This is a genomic window from Runella salmonicolor (assembly GCF_024158025.1).
GTDB classification, from domain to species: domain Bacteria; phylum Bacteroidota; class Bacteroidia; order Cytophagales; family Spirosomataceae; genus Runella; species Runella salmonicolor.
This window is the reverse complement of the sequence record NZ_JAMZEL010000005.1, coordinates 405,160-430,672: the sequence shown is the minus strand read 5'-3', so window position 1 is coordinate 430,672 and position 25,513 is coordinate 405,160. Positions and strand designations below refer to the sequence as shown.

At 42.8% G+C, this 25,513-nt stretch carries 20 protein-coding genes; all 20 read left to right on the top strand.

The window, feature by feature from the left end; translation table 11 throughout:
- Positions 1-278: 278 nt before the first annotated feature.
- The 20 genes from NCI00_RS15235 (at position 279) to NCI00_RS15140 (ending at position 25,386) form a co-directional block, all read left to right on the top strand.
- Positions 279-2,756: a polysaccharide biosynthesis/export family protein gene (locus NCI00_RS15235; protein ID WP_253528909.1), complete on the top strand. Its 2,478-nt coding sequence runs from the start codon at positions 279-281 to the stop codon at positions 2,754-2,756.
- Between the two features lie 43 nt (positions 2,757-2,799).
- Positions 2,800-3,879 carry a hypothetical protein gene (locus NCI00_RS15230; protein ID WP_253528907.1) on the top strand — a complete coding sequence of 360 codons (1,080 nt, stop codon included), beginning with the start codon at positions 2,800-2,802 and terminating at the stop codon, positions 3,877-3,879.
- A gap of 55 nt (positions 3,880-3,934) precedes the next feature.
- The gene (locus NCI00_RS15225; RefSeq protein ID WP_166556392.1) at positions 3,935-4,777 is read left to right on the top strand and encodes an ABC transporter permease; all 843 of its coding nucleotides are present in this window, start codon (positions 3,935-3,937) and stop codon (positions 4,775-4,777) included.
- Positions 4,778-4,812: 35 nt separating this feature from the next.
- Positions 4,813-6,063, top strand: a complete 1,251-nt coding sequence (locus tag NCI00_RS15220) for an ABC transporter ATP-binding protein (protein WP_166556393.1) — start codon at positions 4,813-4,815, stop codon at positions 6,061-6,063.
- A gap of 21 nt (positions 6,064-6,084) precedes the next feature.
- Positions 6,085-7,158 carry a DegT/DnrJ/EryC1/StrS family aminotransferase gene (locus tag NCI00_RS15215; protein ID WP_253528905.1) on the top strand — a complete coding sequence of 358 codons (1,074 nt, stop codon included), beginning with the start codon at positions 6,085-6,087 and terminating at the stop codon, positions 7,156-7,158.
- 2 nt (positions 7,159-7,160) lie between these two features.
- Positions 7,161-9,242: a glycosyltransferase family 39 protein gene (locus NCI00_RS15210; protein ID WP_253528903.1), complete on the top strand. Its 2,082-nt coding sequence runs from the start codon at positions 7,161-7,163 to the stop codon at positions 9,240-9,242.
- Positions 9,243-9,337: 95 nt separating this feature from the next.
- On the top strand, positions 9,338-10,036 hold the full coding sequence (locus NCI00_RS15205; RefSeq protein WP_253528900.1) for a WbqC family protein: 699 nt from the start codon (positions 9,338-9,340) through the stop codon (positions 10,034-10,036).
- An 83-nt stretch (positions 10,037-10,119) separates the two neighbouring features.
- Positions 10,120-10,773: an acetyltransferase gene (locus tag NCI00_RS15200; RefSeq protein WP_114068060.1), complete on the top strand. Its 654-nt coding sequence runs from the start codon at positions 10,120-10,122 to the stop codon at positions 10,771-10,773.
- 109 nt (positions 10,774-10,882) lie between these two features.
- Complete coding sequence (locus tag NCI00_RS15195) at positions 10,883-11,875, top strand: glycosyltransferase family 2 protein (protein WP_166556398.1); 993 nt, start codon at positions 10,883-10,885, stop codon at positions 11,873-11,875.
- Between the two features lie 3 nt (positions 11,876-11,878).
- Positions 11,879-12,982: a glycosyltransferase gene (locus NCI00_RS15190; RefSeq protein ID WP_253528897.1), complete on the top strand. Its 1,104-nt coding sequence runs from the start codon at positions 11,879-11,881 to the stop codon at positions 12,980-12,982.
- Positions 12,982-14,166, top strand: a complete 1,185-nt coding sequence (locus NCI00_RS15185; RefSeq protein ID WP_253528894.1) for a glycosyltransferase family 4 protein — start codon at positions 12,982-12,984, stop codon at positions 14,164-14,166. The genes NCI00_RS15190 and NCI00_RS15185 overlap by 1 nt, the downstream gene beginning before the upstream one ends.
- A complete protein-coding gene (locus tag NCI00_RS15180) occupies positions 14,166-16,217 on the top strand; it encodes an ArnT family glycosyltransferase (protein WP_253528892.1) in 2,052 nt (683 codons plus the stop codon). Before NCI00_RS15185 ends, NCI00_RS15180 begins: the two co-directional genes overlap by 1 nt.
- 72 nt (positions 16,218-16,289) lie before the next feature.
- Entirely contained in the window at positions 16,290-17,261 is a 972-nt protein-coding gene (locus NCI00_RS15175; protein WP_253528891.1) for a glycosyltransferase family protein, read from the top strand.
- Entirely contained in the window at positions 17,243-18,193 is a 951-nt protein-coding gene (locus NCI00_RS15170; protein WP_253528890.1) for a hypothetical protein, read from the top strand. The genes NCI00_RS15175 and NCI00_RS15170 overlap by 19 nt, the downstream gene beginning before the upstream one ends.
- An 81-nt stretch (positions 18,194-18,274) precedes the next feature.
- Positions 18,275-19,390 (top strand): glycosyltransferase family 4 protein, encoded by a 1,116-nt coding sequence (locus tag NCI00_RS15165; RefSeq protein ID WP_253528889.1) that lies wholly within the window; start codon positions 18,275-18,277, stop codon positions 19,388-19,390.
- Positions 19,387-20,592, top strand: coding sequence for a glycosyltransferase (locus NCI00_RS15160; protein ID WP_253528888.1), 1,206 nt, complete (start codon positions 19,387-19,389; stop codon positions 20,590-20,592). Before NCI00_RS15165 ends, NCI00_RS15160 begins: the two co-directional genes overlap by 4 nt.
- 87 nt (positions 20,593-20,679) lie before the next feature.
- Positions 20,680-21,699 (top strand): acyltransferase family protein, encoded by a 1,020-nt coding sequence (locus NCI00_RS15155; RefSeq protein ID WP_253528887.1) that lies wholly within the window; start codon positions 20,680-20,682, stop codon positions 21,697-21,699.
- A 77-nt stretch (positions 21,700-21,776) separates the two neighbouring features.
- A complete protein-coding gene (locus tag NCI00_RS15150) occupies positions 21,777-22,493 on the top strand; it encodes a glycosyltransferase family 2 protein (RefSeq protein ID WP_114462437.1) in 717 nt (238 codons plus the stop codon).
- 11 nt (positions 22,494-22,504) lie between these two features.
- A complete protein-coding gene (locus NCI00_RS15145; RefSeq protein ID WP_253528886.1) occupies positions 22,505-23,803 on the top strand; it encodes a hypothetical protein in 1,299 nt (432 codons plus the stop codon).
- Positions 23,804-23,823: 20 nt separating this feature from the next.
- A complete protein-coding gene (locus NCI00_RS15140; protein WP_253528883.1) occupies positions 23,824-25,386 on the top strand; it encodes a hypothetical protein in 1,563 nt (520 codons plus the stop codon).
- Positions 25,387-25,513: the final 127 nt, after the last annotated feature.

Sequence of the window (25,513 nt, the reverse complement as noted above, 5' to 3'; positions counted from 1 at the left end):
TGTAAAACAAAGTTCTTTTTATACTCCACTTCGATTTCTTAATACGTTGATTGTTAATAATCTAAAAAAGGAAAAATACATCATTTACGAAAATGAAAATATCGGAAAAATTATACAATAAGCCGCGAAAATGGCCGTAAAAAAGAAAAAAGTTTAAAAAACACAAAAAGTTACGTTACTTTGTCGGCCGGATTCGTTCTTACATATCGAACGGCTTAGCGAATACGTTAAGATATTGTTAATCAGAATCTAAGAATTTTGTTTTGAACATAATTTGCATGAAGAAGTTTTTTGGAAGTTTATCTCTATCAAGCGCTCGGCGCACCATTTTCAACGTTTGCCTGGTAAGTGTTCTCGCCATTATGAGCATAAATGCTCAAACTCCCGCGGGGGCAGGCTCAACTTCAAGCGGTTCGGCAGGGGCGGGAGCTCCCGCAGCAGCACAAGGACAACCTTCGGCAACCAATGCTGGCAATACCCCGACGGCTGCTCAACAAAGTGCCATCAACAATGCGATGTCTAAAAAGGCAGAGCAAGCTAAAGACCCCAACGCTCCCGTGAATCCGACGGTTGTAAAGGCAGATTCGTCGGCATTAGATCCAGAAGAAGCGTATCGGCAGGCACAGTTGGTTAAACTGCGTCGTAAAATATTTGGTACACAGCTTTTTAATAACTCTAAAGTAAGCTTTGCTCCTTCTGAAAACATTGCCACTCCTCGCGATTATACCATTGGGCCAGGGGATGAGCTGACCGCCTATATTTATGGGTACTCGCAATCACAAATTGAAATGGTGGTAAACTCGGATGGGTTTGCATTCATTAAACCCGTCGGAACGGTTCAATTGAGTGGACGTACTATTGAACAAGCTCAGAAAGAGTTGATTACTCGATTGGCCCCTTACTACAACAATTTGGGGACTCCTGGCAATACCAGTGCAAGTACATATCTTCAAATTCGTTTGAGCAGAATCCGGACCATTCGGGTAACTGTTTTGGGCGAGGTAGCTACGCCAGGAACGTACAATGTATCTTCTTTATCATCGGCACTTAATGCCCTTTATTTGACGGGTGGTCCTAATGAACTGGGTTCATTTCGCCAAATTCAAGTGGTTCGCAGAAATAAGACCATTGCCACCCTTGATTTGTACGAATTATTAATGAACGGCACGTTGAATAGCGACATTCGCCTTCAGGATAATGACGTTATTCAGGTAGGTGTTTACAACAAACGTGTTGAAATAAAAGGCAATGTAAAACGGCCTGGTATTTATGAGTTGCTTCCGACCGAAACCATTAGTAAGGTGCTGGAATATGCTGGTGGATTTACTGACAATGCCTATACGGATCGTTTAAAAGTGTTGGGACTAACCACCAAAGAGCGCAAAATAATTGACGTAAAAATCAGCGAATTTGATAAGTATATTCCCAAGAACGGCGATGAAATAAGCGCAGAGATGCTACTGGCTCGTTTTGAAAACATGGTTGTGATTAACGGCGCGGTTTTTCGGCCTGGTCAGTACTCATTAGATCAAAACAAATCTTTGCTTGAATTAATTAAAAGCGCTGAAGGCCTAACAGGAGAGGCATTTACGGGACGGGTTAATATTATTCGTACCAGAGATGACCTATCTGTAGAGAATATTTCTATCAATTTAGCCGATATGATTAACGGCAAAACCGATGACTTGCTGCTAAGACGGGAAGACCAAGTGATTATTCCTTCCAAATTTGAATTACGCGAAGCGGCTTTTATCAACATTAGAGGAGAAGTAAACCAAGGCCCAGCCGTAGGTTTGCCTTACACCGCAAATTTAACTTTAGAAGACGCCATCATCAGAGCGGGCGGGTTTAAAGAATCAGCGGCAAATTCGCAGGTAGAGGTTGTGCGTCGCCGTCGGGATGTGAATGTACAATCTGCTTCAGCGCAAATTGCGGATATTTTCACCTTCGATGTAAACCGGGATTTGACGATTGATGGAAACGACAGTCGCTTTATGCTGGAGCCATATGACGAGATTTTGGTAAGGGCTGCATCTAACTACCAACCCCAAACTTTTGTTACGGTTCAGGGCGAAGTGGTAAATCCTGGAATGCACGGTATCAAGAGTAAAGATGAAAAATTGTCGGATTTGCTCGTGCGGGCTGGTGGCTTAACCGCCCAAGCGTATGTGAATGGAGCTACGCTGTTACGGAAAGTAACCCTGACAGATGAAGAATTAGAACAACGCAATAAGGCCGTGGCGGAGATTTCGGATGATGCAAAGAAAGGCCAATTTGTAGGCGGCGAAATTGATAAGAATAAGGAAGAAGCCATTGGAATTGATTTGAGACGAATTTTGCAAAACCCTGGTGGGAGAGAAGACATTATTTTACAAGACGGTGACATAATAGACATTCCAAAGCGACTAGAAACGGTGCGCTTACAGGGTGAGTTATTATTTCCTACCACCGTTAAGTTTCGCAGTGGTAGTTCATTTATGGACTATATATCGCAGGGAGGAGGGTTTACACGTACTTCCTTAAAAAGAAAGTCATACGTGATTTACCCGAATGGCTCTGTTGACAGAACGCGTAAATTCCTTTTCTTTAATATTTACCCTAAAGTTGAACCAGGCTCAGAGATACACGTTCCACAAAGAACTCAGTCTGATTTGGTTGAAGCGCAACGTGCTATTCAATCGGTTATTGGTATATCTTCAACATTAATGACCTTAATTACGACCGTAATAGCTTTTAGATTTTTGGGGAATCAATAAATAAGATGTAAAAAAATAGAAGCTATTCAGGCTTAAAAGCATCATGGAACAACAACAAGAACAAGTAACACTTAGTCCGAAACTTATATTTCAGAAAATAATTCAGGCCAAAGATTTAATTCTGAAAAACTGGTGGCTTATCCTGATTTTGGTCGGAGTTGGTACCGCAATAGGTTATTACGTCGATTCTGAGAAAAACAAAAGAGTACAATACGTCTCCGAAATCATCTTTAACGTAACTGGAGCTGGTGCAACCCAAGATTTAGGAGGCTTAGGAAGTTTGCTCGGTGGCATGGGAGGAGGGCGTGGTGACGCAGGCTTGTTTACGGGAGAAAATCTTTTCTATGTCATCAAAACACGCCCTGTGTTGGAAAGGGCCTTATTAACCCCCATAACACTGAGTAACGGTAAAAAAGAGCTCTTTGTCAATTATTATCTTGACTCTACTTTTATTCGTCAAGATGATTGGGGTGATTTCTTGAAAGAGTGGTTGCCTGTACGTATTCAGCACACCAAGCGCGACTCAATGTCGAGGCTAGAAAGACAAGTATTTGATGGTGTACTGCACAAAATTCGGGATCGTGAAATCACCATTGGGCAGCCTAATATAAAAACGGCATTTTATGAGCTAACCGTTTCTATGGAAAATGAGGGTGTATCCAAAGTATTTATCGAACTTTTGCTTTCAACGGTAGAAAGGGTATACCAAGAAACCCAAACCCGGAAATCCCGGGAGATGATGGGAATAATGAAAGCTAGGGTAGATTCGTTGGGACGAGTACTCAACCGAACCGAAAGCCAACTTGCCAAAACGACCGCTATCAATGTAGAAGCCGTGGCTCCTACCGCTAAAGTAGCCGAGGGAAGACTCACCCGAAGTACTTCGTTTGTTACAGCATTGTATTTGGAAGCTTCCAGAAGCCTGGAGAGTCTCCAAATGTCAATCGTGAAAGAGTCTCCTTTGTTTACGATTATTGAACCGGTGGTTTTGCCGCTAGAAACAAAGCTTTTTACCCGAGAGAATACTAAATTTGGGGCAATTCTTGGCTTCATTGTTGCTGTCATTTTTGTATTAGCCAAGCAGACGTACTCGGAGGCACTGAAAGACATGAAGAAAAAGTGAGTTGGTATTCCCTTATTTTGAAGGTACTAACTCTTAATTCGTACAATAACTACAGATGGCATATATAAATGAAGTAGTGATTGAGGCTGGCCACGGCGCCAAAAACTATTGGAAAGATTTGTGGAAAAACCGAGAGTTGCTGTGGATTCTTGCCCGGCGGGATTTGTCGGTTCGGTACAAACAAACCGCTATTGGAGCCGCTTGGGCCGTTTTACGGCCCTTGGCTACCATGGCGGTAATGGTTTTTGTTTTTGAAATGGTGGGTAAATTTGAGGGAGATGCGGGTGTCCCGTATCCCTTGATGGTACTGGCAGGTATTACGATTTGGACGTTTTTTGCCAATACATTTACCCAAATTAGCCACAGCATTTTGCTGAACTCCAACTTGGTGACCAAAACGTATTTTCCCCGACTGATTATGCCGTTAAGTTCGGTTTTGGTTGGGTTTATAGACTTTGCCGTATCGCTGGGTTTATACTTCATCATTGCCCTCTGGAAAAACCACTTGCCTGGTTTGGAGATTATTTTTCTTCCGTTATTTGTGTTATTGGCCTTATTGACTTCATTATCATTTGGGCTATTTTTCTCGGTCTTGAATGTTCGCTTCCGTGATATTGCCCAACTCATTCCTTTCTTAGTGCAGATTGGGTTCTATGCCTGTCCGATCGCGTATAGTGCGTCTTTAGTGGAAGCCAGCCAAGATGCGTGGTGGTACGATTTGTATTATCTCAACCCGATGGTGAGTATCATCAACGGATTTAAGTGGTCTTTGCTAGGAGATGGTTCCTTTTTCAAGGTAAGTAGTTTGTACAGCACGGTGGGAGTTATATCGGTAATGTTGCTAATTTCCGTTTACTATTTTCGTAAGGAAGAAAATTCATTTGTTGACTACATTTGATTACTTTTGAACCTATATAAACTTTGGCGCGCTCAATGCAGGTAATTGTAGCAGAAGATATAAGCAAAAAATACATCATCGATCACCAAAAAGCGATGCGTAAAAGTTCGACGTTACGCGATACTTTTTCGGAGAAATTCAAGCATTTTTTCGGTAAAGGTGAACAGGATGAGGTAGAAAAAGAAGAGTTTTGGGCGCTTCGCGATGTGAATTTCACCGTTGAGCAAGGTGATAGAGTAGGAATTATCGGCCATAATGGCGCTGGTAAATCTACTTTGTTGAAAATCCTCAGTAAAATTACTGAGCCTACGGGCGGAAAAGTAACGATAAAAGGACGTGTTGCGAGTTTACTAGAAGTCGGAACAGGTTTTCACCCTGAGTTAACGGGGCGAGAAAATATCTTTCTCAATGGCGCTATTCTCGGGATGAAGCGTCAGGAAATCAAGAGTGCGTTTGAGAGTATTGTGGAGTTTGCAGGAGTTGAGAAATTTTTAGATACTCCCGTAAAACGGTATTCTTCAGGGATGTATGTACGACTAGGCTTTGCCATTTCGGCTCATCTCAGTCCTGAAATCCTCATAATCGACGAAGTGCTTGCAGTAGGCGATGCTGATTTTCAGAAGAAATGCCTCGGCAAAATGCGCGATGTATCTGAAAGTGGCCGGACGATTCTATTCGTAAGTCATAACCTTGCCGCCGTGCAATCTCTTTGTAATCGTGCTTTCTATTTTGAGCACGGTCGCCTAAAAATGCAGGGCGATACCACGCACGTCGTCAATAATTACCTTAGCCATGTGGCCAAAACGAACTTGGAGCATTTTTGGGAAACCCCCGAGGAAGCCCCCGGTAGCGACGAAGTACGTTTTCGGACGGTCCGTATTGATCCTGAGTATCAGGGAGGTAAACATTACATAGATGTAACTACACCGGTCCGGGTTCATATTGAATTTTGGAATATGGCCGAGCGTGCCGATTTAAACTTAAGTCTGCACTTATATGCCTTTACGGGAGAATGTATCTTTAACGTAGGAACTACCTCCCAATCTTTTGAAAAAGGATTGGTGGCTGCTACGCTGGAGATTCCGGGTAACTTCCTGAATGACGGCTCGTACGTGATTTCAATCATGGTCGTAAAAGACACCTCTACTGTATTATTTCAGTTGCCCGATGCACTGGCTTTTGAGGTGGAAGACCACCGGGAGGGTGTTACTTGGTACGGCAAATGGCCAGGGTATGTGCGTCCTCAATTAAATTTTCAAATTTCTCAGTCAGAAGTACTGGTCTAAACGGTCGGCTCGCCGAAGCGAATGATTAACGTTACTAAAACATACCTTCCCGATTTTGATCAATATGTTTCTTATTTAAGAAAAATCTGGGACAAGGCCCTGCTTACCAACAATGGGCCTTTGGCGCAGGAATTGGAACAGGGGCTTAAAGAATACTTGAATGTAGACCATCTGTATTTTTGTGGCAATGGGACTATTGTACTTCAAATGGCGCTCAAACTACTTGATGAGCCAGGAGAGATTATTACAACGCCTTTTTCGTACGTTGCAACCACCAATGTCATATTGTGGGAAAACTCTACGCCTGTATTTGTCGATATTGATTCCCAGACCTATTGTATTAACCCCGACCTGATTGAAGCCGCCATTACCGAACGTACGCGGGCGATTTTGGCGACGCACGTCTATGGTAATGCCTGTGATGTAGAAGCGATTGAAAAAATTGCAAAGAAGCATAACCTCATCGTTATCTATGACGGTGCTCATGCATTCGGGGCTACCTTAAATGGGCGTTCTTTGCTTTCTTACGGCGATTTTTCTACGTGTAGCTTCCACGCTACCAAGCTTTTTCATACGGTAGAAGGAGGAGCAATTATTGCAAATGATGCCAAATGGCACGACAAATTACACCTATTGCGTGCTTTCGGCCATCGGGGTGATGACTATTATTTTGTCGGAATCAACGGTAAAAACTCCGAAGTTCATGCCGCCATGGGGCTTTGCAACCTGCCGCTTGTGCCGCAGTTGATTGCCGCTCGTAAAGCGGTTTGTGATTTATATACTGAGCTACTCGACTGGAATCACCTTGAAGCCCCTCAATGGGTAGAAGGACTAGGACGTAATTATGCCTACTATCCAGTGGTTTTTGAATCAGAAAGTAAAACGTTGGAAGTGCGTGATTTTCTGGTCAAAAACGAAATTACTCCGCGTCGTTATTTTTATCCTTCTCTCAATAAATTGCCCTTTTTGAAGGATGCGGAATCCTGCCCGGTTTCTGAAGATATTTCTTTGCGGGTGCTTTGTTTACCTCTGCACGCCGAACTGCCCCACGAAGACGTGAGGCGCATTTCGGAATTGATTAACCAAATTCTGTAAGTATGGTGCTGATTAGCTTACTAAGTTTCGGTGTTTTTTTAGGATACATCGGACGCACGTCTGCCGGTATTTGTCGTCCATCTTTGATAGAATGGCTGATTACATCATTTCTCCTTTTTGCAGGTAGCATTATTATCACTGGATATTGCCTCTCAGCGCTCGACCTGACAGGTAATACTTGGGCGTGGGCAATTGCGGTTTTTATTCCTCCTACGATTCTAAGAGTTGTTTTTAGTAAGATAGCTCCCCAAACAACGGCTTTTTCACCCCTTAAAATGGTGGTGAGCCGTTGGCACGCCGCCCAGCGTTGGTATGTCAGTGGGACTATATATTTGAGATTCCTGTTTGGAATCATGATTCTTTCGGTAGCCATTATCGGGATTACCAATTTACTTTTAGTGCTTTTCACGGTTCCTAATGAATGGGATAGCATGACAGGGCACTTGAATCGGGTCATTCAGTACATTCAGCGCGGTACCATGGCGCATTTTGGAGGCACCAATTGGAACATTGATACCTATCCCAAAAGCGTGTGTACCATTCAGATTTATTCGTATTTGATTACGGGAAAATTTGAAAATGCCTTTAAGCTTATCCATCATCTTTCGTACTGGATTACCCTCGTTGCTGTTTTTGGGATTGCCCAGCGAATCACCAAAAACCGTCTTAATGCAAGTTTTTTCTGTGCTTTAGCATTTGCATTGTTTTTGGATTTTTTGATGCAGGCCGTTACGACCGAAACAGACATTGTACTAGCGGCTTATTTGAGCTGCTTGCTTTATTTTTTGTTTACGTACCGCGTAACCTACGAAAACCGCTATTTGTATCTGGCAGCGTTGAGTTTTGGAGTCGTTTATGGTCATAAAGTGACGTTTACGCTACTTCTGCCCTCGGTTTTTGTGGTGATGATTTATACGGTGTTTTTGCAAAAGGGAAGAGGTCAAAAGAAAGAAAATGTAACACTGAATATCAATTGGCCCGCTATTTTTAAACTGGGAATTGCGATTGTAGTTTGCTTTTGCCTGTGGACATTGCCAACGGGCTACGTTAAAAATATACAGGTATTTGGGCATCCCATTGGGCCACCGACTTCACTCAAACACCAGTCTATCGAACGGGCTACCTCCAATGGAGGCTACCGAAATCTGTTTGAGCAAGGCTCGCGCAATGTGGTCAGATATGCCTATGATTTTGTCAATCTGGACGGGCTGCGTAATGTAAAAATAGGGCAGGATATTAATCGTGGGATGCGTATTCCGTTGGTTTGGTTAGAAGATAAACTGCGGATGCGGCTGGACGAAACTACAGAATTTTCTATTGTTCCTTTTTCTTTTGAGCGCCGGTTTGAATTTTTTAATGGCAACCCGTATTGGGGAATCTTCGGTTTTGCCTTGGTGTTTCCATTATTGTTTTTAGCGTTGTTTGGCATCCTCCGTTCGCCGGCTCACTGGTTTTTGGCCGTTGCGTTATTACTTCATTTTGCGGCATTGTCTTATTCTGCCCCCTACGACCCTTGGAAAGGACGTTATTTTCAGGAAACGGGTGTTTTTGGGGTGTTATTCTTAACGTTACTCTTTACCCATAAATACAGCCTCGAAAAATCAGGGTATTCGGTAGCGTTGAAAACATACGTGGGTGTTGTGACCGTTTTAGCCTGTATTTCAGCGCTATTGGCGGTATTTCTCAATTTCCGCTGTTTGCCTTTTGATGCCTTGGGCAGAAAGTCAGCCTTTAAAATGGAGCGCATTCCGATGATGACGTTTGCGCGGCCCGATATTACGCAGGCTTACTTGAAATTTGATGAGTTGGTGCCAGACTCCGCCACCGTGGCGTTGGGAACCATCAATGATGATTTTGAGTACCCGCTCTACGGAAAACACCTTACCCGGCGATTGATTCCGATTCGGCCTTTTGAACAACCTCTGCGGCCTATTCCGCCAGGAACCGACTATTTGATGTATGCCAAAAGCGATACCATTGACCTTTTTAAGCCTTTGCCAACGGATATTAGATTAGGAACGGATACGACCATGAAGGGAATGATTGTGAAGGGAGAAGATTATTATTTACGAAAGCTGAAATAGCGTTGGCTCGATAAATATCCTTTTTCCGAACGTTCGTATAATTTATACGAACGGTTTTTTTTAGTATTGATTATAAACTTAACATCTCTCATCTTATGCGCCTTGCCATTATGCAACCCTATTTTTTGCCTTACCTTGGGTACCTGCAACTGCTGAATGGCGTCGATAAGTTTGTGTTGTATGATGATGTCAATTACATCAATAAAGGTTGGATTAACCGGAATCGGATATTGGTAAATGGTCAGGAGTATTTGTTTACGATTCCCCTCAAAGAGGCCAGCCAAAATAAGCTTATCAACGAAATTTTCCTGAGTAATGATCCCAAATGGCGGGGAAAGCTGCTCAAAACGCTTGAACAAGCCTATAAAAAGGCGCCGTTTTATTCAACGGCTTTTGCAGTCACCGAAAAAATTATCAACTTAGATGCCGAAAAACTGAGCGACTGGATTGCCGATGGTTTTCGGATTTTGGTTGATTATCTCGATATTCAAACCGAGATTGTGCCGAGTTCTAGTCTCTATCAAAATACCCATCTGAAGGCGCAAGAACGAATTTTGGATATTTGTAAGCAAGAGAAAGCGGTGCATTACATTAATCCCATTGGGGGTATGGAGTTGTACGATAAAACCGTGTTTGAGCAAAATCACATTCGGTTAAACTTTATCAAAGCAAAGCCGATTGTATATCCCCAATTCAAAAATGAATTTGTGCCTTGGCTATCGATTGTGGACATTATGATGTTCAATGACGTGACCACAATTCAGGGTTTTTTGAACGAATATGAATTAGTTTAGAAGAAAGTCATTGGTTAAACGTTAATTGCAAATAGAATTTCAGGGTGCATAATGCTTAACCAAAGACAATTAAGGATAAAAAAATGGCTAAAGTTGTAATTTTTGGAGTGCTTGACACGGCGGAACTGGCGCATTTTTATTTAACCCACGACTCCGACCACGAGGTAGTTGCTTTTACGGTCAATCGGGAATATTTAAAGGAAGCCACGTTTTGGGGGTTACCCGTTGTTGCTTTTGAAGAAGTAGAAACCCTCTTCCCACCGTCGGAGTTTAAGTTTTTTGCCCCCATGACGGGTCGGAAAATGAACAAAAACCGCGAAAAAGTATACCTCGATGCCAAAGCCAAAGGCTACGAGTTTATCAGTTATATTAGTTCAAAAGCCACGTTATTTGGCAATGAAATTGGCGAGAACTGCTTCATTTTAGAGGATAATACTATTCAACCTTTCACCAAAATCGGTAATAATTGCGTACTGTGGAGCGGCAACCACATTGGCCACCACGGAGTCATTAAAGACCACGTATTTTTTACGTCGCATGTGGTGCTTTCGGGCCACTGCGTAGTAGAATCGTATTCGTTTTTTGGGGTCAATGCCACGATTCGCGATTATACGGTCATTGCCGAAGGTACACTCGTGGCAATGTCTGCTTCTATTACAAAAAATACGGAAGCTTGGGGGGTGTATATGGGAAGCCCTGCGGAAAAAAGACCAACTCCGAGTTATAAAGTATATTAATTCATTGATCATTTAACAATTATCTTTCAGCATAGAGGGCTTCCAAATTGCCAAAAATGGCTGATATTCAATGATAAATGTTCGCTGATAAATGATAAATGTTTTTTGAATGGACGTTTCGATTATCATCATTCATTATAAAACCCTCAAATTAACCACCGATTGTATCCGCTCAATTTATGAGCATACCAAAGGAGTTAGCTTTGAAATTATCGTGGTCGACAATGACTCGCAAGACGGTGCGGGGGAAATCATAACGCGTGAATTTAGCGGCGTTCAATGGCTCAATATGGGTTATAATGCGGGATTTTCGAGGGCCAATAACGCGGGGATTCGGGCCTCAAAAGGACGTTATTACTTGTTGCTTAATTCTGATACTGAGCTTATTGAAGATACTATTACGCGTTGTGTGCAGCGCTTAGATGCGCAACCAGAGACCGTTGCTTGCGGAGGTGTTCAGCTTTTTTCGGACCGTACCCCTCGCCCTTTTTACCGCAGTTTAGCCGTATTTAAGCGGACACTGTACGTGTTGCCGCCTGGGCAAATTTTTAAGACATTGCTCGAAAAATTAATCCCCGAAACCCATTACGACGACCCCGACCAAGTGGATTGGATTCCAGCGGCCTTTTTGTTGGCCAAACGAGAAGCGGTCGACAAAGCGGGATTATTGGATGAAGACTTCTTTTTGTACGGTGAAGATGTGGAGTGGAACTGCCGACTGGGGCGCGTCGGAAAGCTGAAAGTGTTTGAAGATTGCGGCTACATCCACCATGAGTGGGGAAGTAATCCCAAAAGGAAAGAAGTGCTGATTACCATTATCAATCGTTTTTATCCCCAAATTCAACTTTCAAACTTGGTTTGGGTGAGAAAAGAATTCGGCATTGGGCGTTTTCTGGGTCTTATGCTCAACTATTATTTGATGATTCCCGTCTATTTTGGGTGGAAAATAGCCCTTAATGCGAGTAAGTTTCGGAATCCATTTGGTGAATTGGAGCAACAAAAAGACTTCACACGTAAAGTTTGGCTGTTTTCTACCTATTTTTGGAAAATCATTCGTAACAAGCCTTATTTTTATAAGCTCGATCCAAAGAGCCATGTCTAACGCATGAAAATTTTATTTTTTACCCCTACCGGCGCGCGGACAGGTTCGGAGATGGTACTTTGGTATCTGATTAAGCATCTGGCAGGAAGCGATATAAAAACAGCAGTTTATACGCGTCAGGCGGGAGAGCTGTTTGCCAAGAACTCCCCAGCCGACGCTACCTATATTCATAAATTCCACCGTGGTTTACCTTATTATTCGGTAGAGGCGGTCTATCATCGGGTGTTTGGATTGACGCCAGAAGAGAGTTATATCAAGCGAATTCACCAAGAGTTTAAGCCAGATGTATGGTATTTCAATACAATTACGATGCCGCAGTTTGCGCGGTTGGCGCGTAAATGGAAGGTGCCCTATGTGGTACACGTGCATGAATTGCTAGAAACATTTGACACGCTCCGGGCCGATTCTTTTGCAGAAATGCTTACCTATGCGCAAACTACGCTCGGATGCTCACAAATTGTGGTGGACCAACTTCAAAAAATGGGCGCTCCCAATCTCCATCTTTTGCACTCATTTATTGATACCCAAAAAATAAATCTTCAAAAAGACCGGGCTCGTTTACGACAGGAACTAGGATTGCCAGCAGATGCTTTCGTGTGGTTGATGTCGGGTACGATGTGTATGCGTAAGGGCTACGATATGGTGCCCGATTTGCTACAACACCTCCCCAAAAATGCGTATCTGGTGTGGCTGGGAAGTGGCAGCGAGTACGGGGTTTCGTATTATTTGGAAGAACGGGTAAAAAGGGAAGGTCTCAATTTTATTGCTTTAGGGGCCAAAGGTGGACAAGACTATTATGATTATCTCAACATCTGTGACGGTTTTGTGCTCACCTCTCGCGAGGACCCTTTCCCGTTGGTGATGATTGAATCGGCTTATTTACAAAAACCAGTGGTAGGCTTTAATTCGGGCGGAATCAGTGAGTTTGTACAGCCCGGAATGGGCGAGGTAGCTCCCGCGTTTGATATTCCCAAACTGGCCGACATCATGCAAAAAATCATGAACGGGTCCATTGTTATTGATAAAAATGTGCTTCGCGAACGAGCATTAACGTTTGATGTAAATCGTCAATTGGATAATTGGCAAAAACTGTTGACGAAATTTTAATGAAAAAAATCCTCTTCATAAGCCACGATGCCAATCGTGCTGGCGGACAGATTGTATTGTTACAGTTGTTGCGGCAACTCAAACAGCATAATTTGCCTATGCACCTGCTTCTTTGCAGCGACGGGCCGTTGGAAGAGGAATTTAGGTCGTTGGTTTCCACTACCCGTTTACCTCGATTGGGGGATGTTCATTTCAACCCTTTGGTGGAAAAACTCCTTTCTTTGCTGTCGTTGGATAATTGGGTAAAACAGAAAGTGTTGAAACGCCGCTGGCGGCGCTTTAAAGAGCTGTTTATGGCGCAAGATTTTGGGCTTGTTTTTGCCAATACCATCGGCGCGGCAGCGGCGTATCGGCAGTTGGATTTTATTTCGGCGCCCACTGTCCTCTTTGCGCATGAGCTGGAAATGTCAATCAAAAAATACAGCGACCCACAGGACATGGCTTATCTCATGAGCCGTACCAATCATCTGATTGTGGTTTCGCGAGCGGTGGCGGCTTATTTTCAGAAAACATATTTGTATCCTGAAAATCAAATCAGTACGTTTCAAATTATAGATACCCCACTGATTCTTAAGAATATTGTAGAAGCAAAAAAAGTAAATATCCGTCAAAAAATGGGATTGCCAGCCGAGGCTGTTTTGGTTGGCGGCTGTGGCCATGCTGAGTGGCGTAAAGGCAATGATATTTTTATGATGGTGGCGCAGCAGGTCATCACGCATTTTGGTAACAAACCCGTTTATTTTGTGTGGGTGGGAATGCCCGTTGATTCTGAACTCTACGAAGTGCAACGTTTCGACGCCGAAAGAATGGGGCTTTCAGAACGTATTATCCACGTAGGACTGACCTCGGAGGTGTTCCATTATTTAAGCCAATTTGACGTTTTTGCGCTTACCTCTCGCGAAGACCCATATCCGTTGGTGGTCTTGGAGGCTGCTTTGGCCGAAAAACCGATTGTGTGTTTTGAAAAAGCAGGTGGCGCGCCCGAGTTGGTCGAAGAGGATGCGGGTTTTGTAGTTTCGTATCTAGACAGTGTCGCAATGAGCAATCGAATCATCGAACTGGTTGAAAATGATGCCTTGCGCTTAAAAATGGGACAAAATGCCAAACGCAAAGTCCTAGAACGGCACCCTACCGACGAAAGCGTAGAAAAAGTGGTGCATATCATTCAAGGCCTATGCGAGTAATGTTTATCAAGTTTTTGGTGAGTGTAGGAGCCTTGGTCTATGTTTCGACCGAGCTGCTTTCTGTGTTCAATGTACTGACGCCCTTTTTCCTGTACTTGTTTTGGCTAGTGACGCTGGGCGTGGGACTTTATCTATTTTGGAGAAACCGACCGCATGATATAGTAGGGGGACGGACGTTTGGTCAACTTTCTGTCAGTGAGCAGATTATGTTGATTTTGTGCGGTGTGCTTATTGTTCTGCCGTTGTTGTTTTTGGCCATTTATGCGCCGCCCAACAATGTGGACTCCAACAATTATCATCTTACGCGGGTGGTGTATTGGTTACAAAACCACAATGTAAATCACTTCCCTACGATTCATGTTCAGCAGTTGTATCACAATGTTATGTCGGAATATTTGCTGCTTCATGTTTTGGCGCTGAGCGGTCACGATTATTTTGTCAATGTGGTACAATGGGGGGCTATGCTTGGTACGGTCGCTAGTGTGGGGGCAATTGCCAAACAATTGGGGCTTAAACCTGGCGTACAAGTCTTGGTCAGTATTTTACAGCTTACCTTACCCATCGGAATTTTAGAGGCTTCTACGACCCAAAATGATTACGTAGCGGTGTTCTTCTTTACTTGTTTCATGTATTTTGGGATAAAACTGCTGCAAGAATTCAGGTGGGAGGATGTTTGGTGGATGAGTGTCTGTTTGGCGTTGGGCGGGTTTACTAAATATCCTGTTTTCTTTTATGCGTTTCCGTACTGCCTTTGGATTGGGGTTCAAGTACTTCGAAAAAAAGGACTCAAAACCGCTGTCTCAACGTTTGGGATTGCATTAGCAACGTTATTATTGGTTTTCGGCCCTTTTTTTAGTCGGAATTACGGCTTGTTTGGGTCAATCTTAAGCCCAAAGATTGGTAGTTCTTTGTTTGTTGAAAACATTGCCGTTGAGAAATACTGCTTCACCTGCACATTGAGCAATGTCGCCAAAAATATTGGGTTGCATTTAGGCCTTCCCAGCGCGGGTTACAATGCCAAAATAGATGCCGTGATGGCGAAATTTCATGCCCTGATTGGAGAGGATATCAACAATCCACAATTGTCGCTGGATAACTACCGGACGCAATTTGTGATTCAGGAAGATATGTCGGGAAATCTTTTACTATTGATTGCCATTTGTATCGCCGCAGTTTGGCTACTTTTTCAGAAAAAACAGGGTGTATTTAAGGGGATATTGGTTTGTGCGGTGGTTGGTTTTGTTATTTTTTGCAGTTCGGCTAAATTTCAATTTTGGAGCTCAAGAACCCACATGCCAGTATTTGCGCAGGGAACCTTACTGGTTGGGCTTTTAGTGGCCAATTGGCCCGCTAGAGGGCGGATTCTTGTGGGCTATTTCTTCGTTTTGACCGCAATACCCTATATTGTTGACAACTTTAATAAGCCTCTTTTCCCAATTAGATATGCGTCAAAATATTGGTTGGGATACATCCCGCGCCACCTCTGCGTGCCAGTTGGTGCCAATGAAAATCAGTACCAGGAAGCACTGGGAAGCTACTATGATTTCGCAAAACCTGAGCCTTGTTATCCTTTAAAGCAGGATTTGCCCTATGGACAAAGGCAACAAATTGTGACAAAACTGAACGCGTTGGATTATTATAAGCTGGAAAGTGAGCATATTTTTAAATACGAACGGGCGCATTACTTTTTTATCTGCGACCATGATTATCCCAATACCTATTACGATTTTAAGGAGCTTGCCAAACGCATTGAGCCAAGCTCAAAAGGGGTAGGAATGTTGTTGGAACAAAGCGTAGGATTTTACCGCTACTGGAGCATCCTTCGGCCTCGGATGTCAGAAGATTGGCAAATGAGATACATTGTTTTTGAAAAAGATTATTTGGCATTGCCCAATGCGCGTCAGATATTTGCGTACGATTATGTATTGAGTGACAATGAAAAATTTATTGACAGGTACCTGCCCAAAACACAAATCGAGGCCATTTATCGAACGGGTTCATTGGTATTGGTCAAATTAAAGAAACCATCGGTTCAATTGTATAACTATTAGCTCTACCCTTCGGCCGTCTCTCATGACGGGGCCGAAAGACGAACAGGAACCGTAACGTATATCACAGGAAGAATGACTTTAGCTTTTACGCTTTGCTCTATCAATTATCTTGCCCAAGCCCGTACGCTTGGAGATTCTTTAAAGCGTACCAATCCGCATATTCGCTTTGTTATTGGGCTGGTAGACCGTTTGGATACGGCCAATGTTCCGGCAGATAAACTCCCTGAGTTTGAACTGCTCGAACTGCACCGTATTGGCATCGACGGGCTGGATGAAATGTGTAAGCACTATAATATTACAGAGCTAAATACGGCCGTTAAACCCTATTTTTTTAGGTATTTTTTCGGTAAAGTTCCTCAGGTGAAAAACGTCATTTATTTTGACCCTGATATTATCGTTTATCAGCCGCTCGCTGAGTTGGAAGCATTGCTCGAAAAAAATGACTTTGTCTTAACGCCTCATTTGGCTACGCCTATCGAAGACCAACTCACGCCCAATGAGTTACATCACCTCAACACGGGTGTTTATAATCTTGGGTTTATAGCCCTTCATAAAAGTCCCGAAGCCTTGGATTTTGTGAAGTGGTGGGAAGAGAAACTATTTGACGAGTGCAAAATAGACCTCTGTAACGGCCTTTTTGTGGACCAACATTGGGTCAACTTTGCGCCCGTGTTTTGGAACAATGTGCACGTAGAAAAGCACCCTGGTTGGAATGCAGCCTACTGGAATCTCCACGAACGTACATTTACAAACGAAGATAAAGGACACTTTGTAAACGGACAGCCAGTCGTATTTTTTCATTACAGCGGCTACGACCCAGCTAAGCCGTCCGTTATTTCCAAATACCAAAACCGATTTACCTTTGAAAAACGACCCGATTTAAACCCGTTGTTTGACTATTATCGCGACGAATTATTACGTAATCATAATGCGTATTATCGGCAGTTTCCGTGCTATTACATCAAGTCCGAGCCGCTGTACAAGTACCAACGCATAAGGGCATTATTGAAAAAACCGTTTGAAAAATGGCTGGCAAGACTTTAATATTTACCGTTTGTACGGCAGAACATTACCCCTTTGCGCAGGCGTTGGCCGATAGCCTTCCGAAGGAATTGACGTTTAAGGTGGGGATGGTAGGAGAGGTGGCGGCGGGTGAGTTGGATGTGGTTCAATTTCGAGAATTACCGTTTGAGGTGATTCCTGAAATGCAGCAACGGTACGATAAACCCGCGCTTGTGGCCGCGGCAAAGCCTTTTTTTGCGAGTTATTTTTTGCAACAAAACGGCATTGAAAACGTCATTTATTTTGACCCAACCACGTTCACTTTCGGTGATTTTGACGATATTCTCCAGAAATCAACCACTTATGATATTGTTCTGACGCCCCGGCTGACCCGCAAGTTTGGGAAATCGACCTACGGAGATGAGAAAATGTTTCTCAATACTGGAATGTACGACAACGGTTTTTTTGCCGTACGTAAAAGCCAAAATACGTTTCGTTTTTTGGAGTGGTGGCAGCAGCGACTCACCGACAGAGCCTATCTGGACCTATGCAACGGCATGAATCATGACCAACTTTGGTTGAATTACGTCCCCATTCTTTTCGAGAATAGTTGCATTTATAAGAATATCGGTTGGAATGTGGGTTTGCAAAATTTACACGAACGCGTGCTCACTTTCAAAGACAATAAATGGGTTGTTAATCTAAGTGAACCCTTGGTGTTTTTCAATTTTAAAGAATGTCTGGAAGAAGGAACAGAGGTAAAAAAAATGATAAAAGACTCGGGGGCGACTAAGTTGTTGAGCAGGTATAAAGAAAGGCTTAAGCAATATACAGCTGTTATACCGCCCGTATTTTCATTACGAAAATCACTTCATTCTCCAGATTCTGCCTTCAGAAAAGGGTTAAAGGATACTCTGAGAACAATTGTGGATACGATTACTTATTTTCCGATTTACCATAAAATAAGTAAATAACCATTCAGATAGAGTTTTTTTGTACTTTTGCGGGAAATAACCGCAAATAGCGGCCTATTTATTATCTTTAATGAGTGCTGCATGAAAGTTCTTTATGACCACCAGACCTTTACCGGCACCCAGTATGGCGGTATTTCACGGTATTTTTATGAGCTGATGAATGCTTTTGCGGGATGCCCGGACATTGAATTTGAACTAGCATTAAAATTTTCAAATAATGAATATCTTCGGGATGTAAACTACTCACATCCTGTTCGTTATCAGCAATTTGCCAATAATCCCCGCGCCAATCAATTATTTTCACGGCTCAATCGCCTCTATAGTTCTACCAAGCTGAGCCTGGGAAATTTCGATATTTTTCATCCTACTTACTATCATTCTTACTTTTTGGATAAGGTAGGAAAAAAGCCAATGGTGCTGACTTTTCATGATGTATTGAGTGAAAAATACGGAAAAATGTTTCCAGTATTGGGCGAAGGCCTTTCGGATTTGAAACAACAGTTGCTTAAACGTGCCGACATCGTTATTTCGGTTTCAGAAGCTACCAAACGGGGTATTTTGGAATATTTTGACGTTGACGAAACCAAAATAAAAGTGGTTCCTTTGGGTAATTACCTTGATAAACCCGCGCTTATCGGACAGAAAACGCTGACGCTGCCTGAGCGTTACGTTTTGTTTGTTGGTAAACGAGATTATTACAAAAACTTCGATACTTTTCTGGCCGCTATGGCGCCTATTCTGCTCAAAGACAAAGATTTGCATCTGGTTTGTGCGGGTGGTGGAAAATTTTCAAATGAAGAAATTCGCTCAATAAACGAAGCGGGAGTGGAGAAGCAAGTACTTTATCACCCCATTTTTGATGATACTACGTTGGTTCAGTTGTACGAGCGAGCGCAGTTATTTGTGTTTCCGTCGTTGATGGAAGGTTTCGGTTTACCCGTTTTGGAAGCTATGAGTTGTGGCTGTCCAGTGGCAGTGACTGCGGGAACTTCTTTTGATGAAATTGCGGACGAAGCAGGCGTTTATTTTGAAGCTGAAAATAAAGATTCTATCAAAGACGCCATCGAAAAGGTGGTTTATAGTCAAACGCTTCAAGGGCAAATGCGCCAACGTGGCTATGAACGAGTGCCGCTTTTTAAGGCAGAAACAACGGCTAAACAAACGCTAGAAGTATACAAAGAATTGGTAAACGCATGATGCAACTCCCAGTACGCACCCTTATTTACGACCGAGACATCAGCGGGCATCATTTAGATTACTTGCAGTTTTTGGTAGAATATTTAAAAAAAATGCCTGAAGAAGTTCGGAGCCAGTTTGTGTTCGTATTGCACGAAGGGGCTCGTGACCGATTCCGTGCGGATGAATTGCTAGTGCAGTTTCATTACATAGATTCAGAGCAATTAGCCTCTTTTTTAGCCCTGACCAGTGTATTGCGACGGGCGGCGGCCGAAATGCGCTACCTGACCGATTTGATTCATAAATATAAGGTTGAGCGGCTGATTTTTATGCACATTGACGCCTTTCAATATGAGCTGGGAAGGACTTCGATAAGTAATTTGGGCGTGAAGTTTTCGGGGCTTTTATTTTTACCTTTCCGTAAATATTATGAAGACGACTCAACCCTGACCGACAAATTGCGCCGCGAATGGCGAGGATGGCGGAAAGGATGGCAAATGCGATGGATGCTGCGCAATCCACAGCTAGAACGCATTTTCTTTCTGAACGATAAACAGGGCGTAGAAGAGTACAATGTGCGTTTTGGCCCGCGATTTGAGCATTTGCCAGACCCAATTGACGTGGCGCAAGTTACCACTACATCGGTAGTAGACTTAAAAAGAAAGTACGGCGTAGCGGAGGGCCGCCGAATTTTCTTGATATATGGACATTTATCAGCCCGCAAAAACGTTCCTACCATTCTGGCGGCGTTGCAGCGATTGACTCACCAAGAGCGCAGCCAACTGAGTATTTTGATTTGTGGAGAGCCCGAAAAAGGCTACGATACTACGCTTTTTGCGGCTATTAATGAGGCCGAAAAAAAATACCCAGAGGTGTTGTTTATCAAGCATTTTCACTTTTTTGCCCCTGCTGCTACCAATGAAGTCTTTAAAATTGCGGATATTGTCTTGGTCCCTTACATCAATTTTTTCAGTTCCAGCAATATTCTGGGCTTGGCGGCTAAGTACAGTAAGCCGCTGATTGCCTCTAAACTTGGGGTAATGGGGGTATTGGTCAGCCAATATCAACTGGGTATAACGGTGGCTCCTCACCGGGCTGAAGCCATTGCCGATGCCATGAGTACTTATTTATCACAAAAGAATCCCGTAATTGATGGAAATAAATACCTTCAGGACTACCGTTCGGAGGTATTTTGTCAAAAGTTGCTGTTTTCGAAAGAGTAGTTTTTTGAGAAAATTAAATTTCACTTTGAAATACAAAGTAAAAAAATCAACTTTGTAACGCAAAGTGAATTGTACCTGTAATCAATTATGTCTAATAAAAAACAGCGGTTAGCTACATTAGATACATTTAGGGGCATTGCAGCGTTGGCGGTCGTTCTTTTCCATCTTACGTTACATCAGGCCGAAGCTCCAGTCCATTTTTCATGGGGTGTGACTGGAGTTGATTTATTTTTTATTATCAGCGGTTTTGTGATTTACATGACGCTCAATAAAACCACCCGGGCCGTAGATTTTGTATTTGCCCGTTTTTCGAGACTGTATCCAGTGTATTGGGTCGCCGTTACATTGACTGCTGGTTGGATGCTCATCGGAAAATATTGGGGCTACAGTGACATCTCTTGGGGTGATTACTTGGCCAATATGACCATGTTTCAGCATTATTTTGGAGTGAGAGATTTGGACGAATCTTACTGGACGCTGATTGTTGAGATGCTTTTTTATGGATTAATGCTGTTGGCATTTTTGTTCAATAAAGTTAAAAACCTTGAGTGGTACGGATTTGCGTTGGTCGTTATTCAGGCGATTGTTCATGGGTGGGTCAGTGTTTCGTATCCTTCTTTGTATACGTCTATTCGTGAAGGCTTTCCGTTGATTAATCATTTTCAACTTTTTTGGGCGGGTATTCTTTATTATAAAATTTATACGGAAGGTTACCAATTGCAGCGCGTTGGGGGCATTGTTCTGGCTTATTTCCTTACGCTATTCTTATTTGAAAAAGCGGGTCGGAGCAATTTGTTTTTAAGCTGGCCCGAATATATTGCCGTTAGTACGCTTTATTTTGGGAGTTTCTTTTTGTTTGTAAGCCAACGTTTGGAGTGGATTAATAACCGTATCACGCGGTTTTTGGGAACAATTTCGTACAGCCTTTATGTAATTCACCATTATTTTATGAATGGAGTTGTAACTTTACTGCGCGACAAACTAGACTGGCAATTTATCCCAGCGGCCCTTGTGGCGTTGGTGGGGGCTTTGGTGCTAGCGGTGGGGATTACGTATCTGGTCGAAAAACCAGCGTTAAACTATTTACGACTACGTTACCACTCTTAAAAAGTTGACTGACTGTATCTTGAGAATGAGAAAAAGACACTATTAAATCAGTGCAGAAATATTTAAAATAATTAATCGTGAGTTTAAAACTTAGCATTGTAATTCCCGCTTATAACGAAGAAAAAACGATTCAAACCGTTTTGAAAGCAGTTGCCTCTGTGGAGTTGATTGGTGGTTTTGAGAAAGAGATTATCGTGGTAAACGATTGCTCAAAAGATGAGACAGAAGCACAAATCTTTGCGTTTAAGGCAATGAATCCCAGCGTGGAGGTTTCTTATTTTAAGCATGAAGTAAACCAAGGAAAGGGGGCCGCCTTACATACGGGGATTCGCAGGGCACAGGGCAATTATGTCGTTATTCAGGATGCTGACTTAGAATATGACCCCAAAGAATTTAATATTTTATTACAACCCATCGTAGATGGCCACGCCGATGTGGTATATGGTTCACGTTTTATGGGTGGTAAAGCGCACCGGATTTTATTTTTCTGGCATTCAATTGGAAACAAAATCCTGACGTTTTTGAGCAACATGTTCAGCAATTTGAATTTGACGGACATGGAAACCTGCTACAAGCTTTTCAGAATTGACTTGATTCAGGGGCTGGAATTGAACGAGAAACGGTTTGGTTTTGAGCCAGAAGTAACCGCCAAAATTTCGAAAATACCCAACATACGAATCTACGAAGTAGGCGTTTCGTATTATGGCCGAACCTATGCAGAAGGCAAGAAAATCAACTGGAAGGACGGCTTTCGGGCTATTTACTGCATTTTTAGATATGGATTATTCAAATAAGTGACGGAACAATGTGGGAGGAATTAAAATACTATCGCCAGGCGCTTGGGATTAACATGCTTTGGAACGCATATCCGATTGTTTTTATCGTTCGGGATGGTTTCGGTATTGGACCTCAGGGAAGTACGTTTACTATATTGTATTGGGCAGTTGGGTTGGCATTGCTAATGCCTCTGAATATTTTCCGAACTGTATTTTTGCCTAACCAAACGCTTTTTGTTTGTTGGTTTAGCTTTTTGGTGTTGGGATGGGTGTATTGGAAATATTACCCTAGTCCAGCGGGTTCGCCAGAAAGGCTACGAGAAACATTGACTTACATCATACCCGTTGTGTTTCTTTTTGCGTCCATGTATTACCCCAATGATAAAGCAAATATTGTGCTGAAAGTCATGGTCTTTTATACACTGGTAGCCAGTATTGGCCTTCTTTACAGTTTGACCAAAGACCCTCACTGGACGTTTGGGGAGCGTGCAGCCATTAAATTTGCGGCCAATACCCAAAATAGTAACCCCCACGCCTATGCAAATAATGCGTTGTGTTCTATTCTTTCGGCATTGTTGGTGGCAGGGCGTACCAAAAACTGGATTTTCAAAATCTTTTATTTCTTGATTGCCATTTTTTCCGTTGGAGTCTTAATTCTGGCCCGGACCAACATGAGTTTGATTGGCTTAGGTGTCATGATTCTTATTTATGTTACGTTGCACGGTCGTGGTATGGTGGTCTCTATATTTAAGCCGCGTGTGTTGGCTATTGCCGCCGTAGTGTACGGAATTGTTGCATTTTTACTTTCGCAGTTTCAGTTTGCGTCGTATGCGCTTGGGGTATATTTTAACACTTTTATGTCGCGCTTCGGTAGTGTTATTTATACCGTTACGGGCGTTGAAGTAGACCAAAAAACGGCATCAATTGACCACTCTTCGGTCAACAGGGTGTACAGTTTTAAATACGTTTTCGAGGTTTTTCTGGGAGAAGGTTCCCTCGGAACTATCCTATTTGGGGAAGGCTACAAGGCCCAGTTTTTTGATGTGCCCGCCATCGAAGCGCTTGTAAATCAGGGTATATTGGGTTTTATTCTGTTTAATAGTTTCTTTGTGGTGATGGGTTTTACGGCCCTTCAGCAATTTTTCAGGCCTGCCAACGATTTGTCTTTGTTTCTGGCTTATTTTTCAATCATTGTTCTTATTGCTCTGTTTTCAGGAGCACGTCCACAAGATCTTAGTATGTGGTTGGTGTATGTAATGTTTATCCGTTTTTTTGGCGTTTATTCAACACAAAAAGCCCAAAGTACCTTACAACCTCAACCTGCATAAGTTAAGTTTAAGATTGTTTCATGGCTTTGATTGAGAAAATACTTACGCGTCGTTCTTTGGTAATCGGGGTATTGTTGTTGATGACAATGGCTGGGTATTACGTTCCCTTGGTGTTGGGAGAAGATCCAGGTTTTGGTTTAGCTGTTTGGAATGATATGCTGAGTACGGGCCAATTCAATACACTTTTAATACCGTCTCCTGTAAATATTGCCCAAAATCAATCCTTGTTTTTGACGTGGTGGAGCCCTGGTCAGTATATGGTGCCAGGGGCGCTGAGCGAATTGCTGAATATTTCGCCTGGAATGGCAAGTTTGTGGATAACGCTGGCTTTTTCGGTGGCGGGGCTAATGGGTTGGTATTTTGTATATCAGGGGTTAGAATTTGATACAACAACCATTGCGCTTGGGCTATTTTTTATTGCTACTTCTCGGTTATTTACCATCAACTTTCTCAATTATACTGGGGGTGAATTGCTCCTTTTTGGAAGTCAGCCTTGGACTATTTGGTGTTTCTTAAAATATCGCCGCCAACCTTTTATCCTTTTTGGTGGGATGTTGCTGTTGTCGTTGCTCTCCTTCTTCTTAAAAACGGCTTATACCATCGGCTTAGCTGCCTTGTGCGGTTGTGCAGGCATTGCTTTCCTGAATGATTTTAGAAAGCAAAAAAAACTTTTTATACCTGCTTTTTGGACGGCTTTAGCGGTAGGGTTGTGCATGATTTTTTATCTGGCTATCACTCAGTTGGGATTTATCAACCTCGGAACGAGCCCCATCACGAGTACCAACCAACCGTTTAATATTTCGTGGACGTCGTTTGAAACCCTTACTTATCCACTTACGCACTGGTTCAGTATTGCCGAAATATACCCTCAGTTACTGGTCCGTACGGATTTTCCTGAATGGGGGCACAGCCTGTATTATTCCCTGATGGCGGTCAGTTTTCTGGGGTTAATATGGGTAATGAAACAATCCGGACATGACGAAGCCCGCTGGCTGTTTTTAGGTTTTTATCTGGTTTATTGTGGCATATTTTTGTTATTGTACAACAAAGGCGCTGAAATTTCTGTAGAATATCGCCATACCAAAGTAGTGGCTTACTTATTTCTGCCATTGTTGTTGAGGGTATCGCGCCGGTCGCAGGTTTCGGCTAAATGGGTGCTTGGAACATTAATTATTTTGAACAGTGGTTATGGGCTTTCAACATTTATCCTCAAAAAAGTTGAAATCCGCAATGAGTCAGCGACGGGAAGCTCAGGTTTTGCATTAAGACATGCCGACGAGCAGGATTTGGCGTTTATCCATGCCGTTGACAAACCAGAAAATATCCTCTATTTTACCTCGGGTTCACTCAACGTAGATGCCGTAAAGGCGCGGAAATTGGTGGGGAGCATTGACCTCAAATTTGCCAAAGGATGTGGTTTTTTGGCCGAAAAATACGACGGGAAAGCGGGGAAAATATACGCGTTTGTACACGAAGCCTATCAACAAATTCCGACCAATCCCACGTTAGAAAATCAGTTTCCAGCTTATCGGTTTAGATTAGTGAGGCAAACTAAAAAATTTAAAATCTATGAAGGGATATAATCTACGTTTACGTATGCTGATTTGTGCTTAACAAAAGGGCTGAAAAAATGGGTTATTTTATCGTAAAGCATCCTGTATAGGCGTTTTTGCTACTTTTGTTGTGGTGTTGTCAAATGATTTATTAAAG

Coding starts and splice junctions, on each gene's coding strand:
- NCI00_RS15235 (WP_253528909.1), top strand. CDS start 279: ATGAAGAAGTTTTTTGGAAGTTTATCTCTATCAAGCGCTCGGCGCACC.
- NCI00_RS15230 (WP_253528907.1), top strand. CDS start 2,800: ATGGAACAACAACAAGAACAAGTAACACTTAGTCCGAAACTTATATTT.
- NCI00_RS15225 (WP_166556392.1), top strand. CDS start 3,935: ATGGCATATATAAATGAAGTAGTGATTGAGGCTGGCCACGGCGCCAAA.
- NCI00_RS15220 (WP_166556393.1), top strand. CDS start 4,813: ATGCAGGTAATTGTAGCAGAAGATATAAGCAAAAAATACATCATCGAT.
- NCI00_RS15215 (WP_253528905.1), top strand. CDS start 6,085: ATGATTAACGTTACTAAAACATACCTTCCCGATTTTGATCAATATGTT.
- NCI00_RS15210 (WP_253528903.1), top strand. CDS start 7,161: ATGGTGCTGATTAGCTTACTAAGTTTCGGTGTTTTTTTAGGATACATC.
- NCI00_RS15205 (WP_253528900.1), top strand. CDS start 9,338: ATGCGCCTTGCCATTATGCAACCCTATTTTTTGCCTTACCTTGGGTAC.
- NCI00_RS15200 (WP_114068060.1), top strand. CDS start 10,120: ATGGCTAAAGTTGTAATTTTTGGAGTGCTTGACACGGCGGAACTGGCG.
- NCI00_RS15195 (WP_166556398.1), top strand. CDS start 10,883: ATGGACGTTTCGATTATCATCATTCATTATAAAACCCTCAAATTAACC.
- NCI00_RS15190 (WP_253528897.1), top strand. CDS start 11,879: ATGAAAATTTTATTTTTTACCCCTACCGGCGCGCGGACAGGTTCGGAG.
- NCI00_RS15185 (WP_253528894.1), top strand. CDS start 12,982: ATGAAAAAAATCCTCTTCATAAGCCACGATGCCAATCGTGCTGGCGGA.
- NCI00_RS15180 (WP_253528892.1), top strand. CDS start 14,166: ATGTTTATCAAGTTTTTGGTGAGTGTAGGAGCCTTGGTCTATGTTTCG.
- NCI00_RS15175 (WP_253528891.1), top strand. CDS start 16,290: ATGACTTTAGCTTTTACGCTTTGCTCTATCAATTATCTTGCCCAAGCC.
- NCI00_RS15170 (WP_253528890.1), top strand. CDS start 17,243: ATGGCTGGCAAGACTTTAATATTTACCGTTTGTACGGCAGAACATTAC.
- NCI00_RS15165 (WP_253528889.1), top strand. CDS start 18,275: ATGAAAGTTCTTTATGACCACCAGACCTTTACCGGCACCCAGTATGGC.
- NCI00_RS15160 (WP_253528888.1), top strand. CDS start 19,387: ATGATGCAACTCCCAGTACGCACCCTTATTTACGACCGAGACATCAGC.
- NCI00_RS15155 (WP_253528887.1), top strand. CDS start 20,680: ATGTCTAATAAAAAACAGCGGTTAGCTACATTAGATACATTTAGGGGC.
- NCI00_RS15145 (WP_253528886.1), top strand. CDS start 22,505: ATGTGGGAGGAATTAAAATACTATCGCCAGGCGCTTGGGATTAACATG.
- NCI00_RS15140 (WP_253528883.1), top strand. CDS start 23,824: ATGGCTTTGATTGAGAAAATACTTACGCGTCGTTCTTTGGTAATCGGG.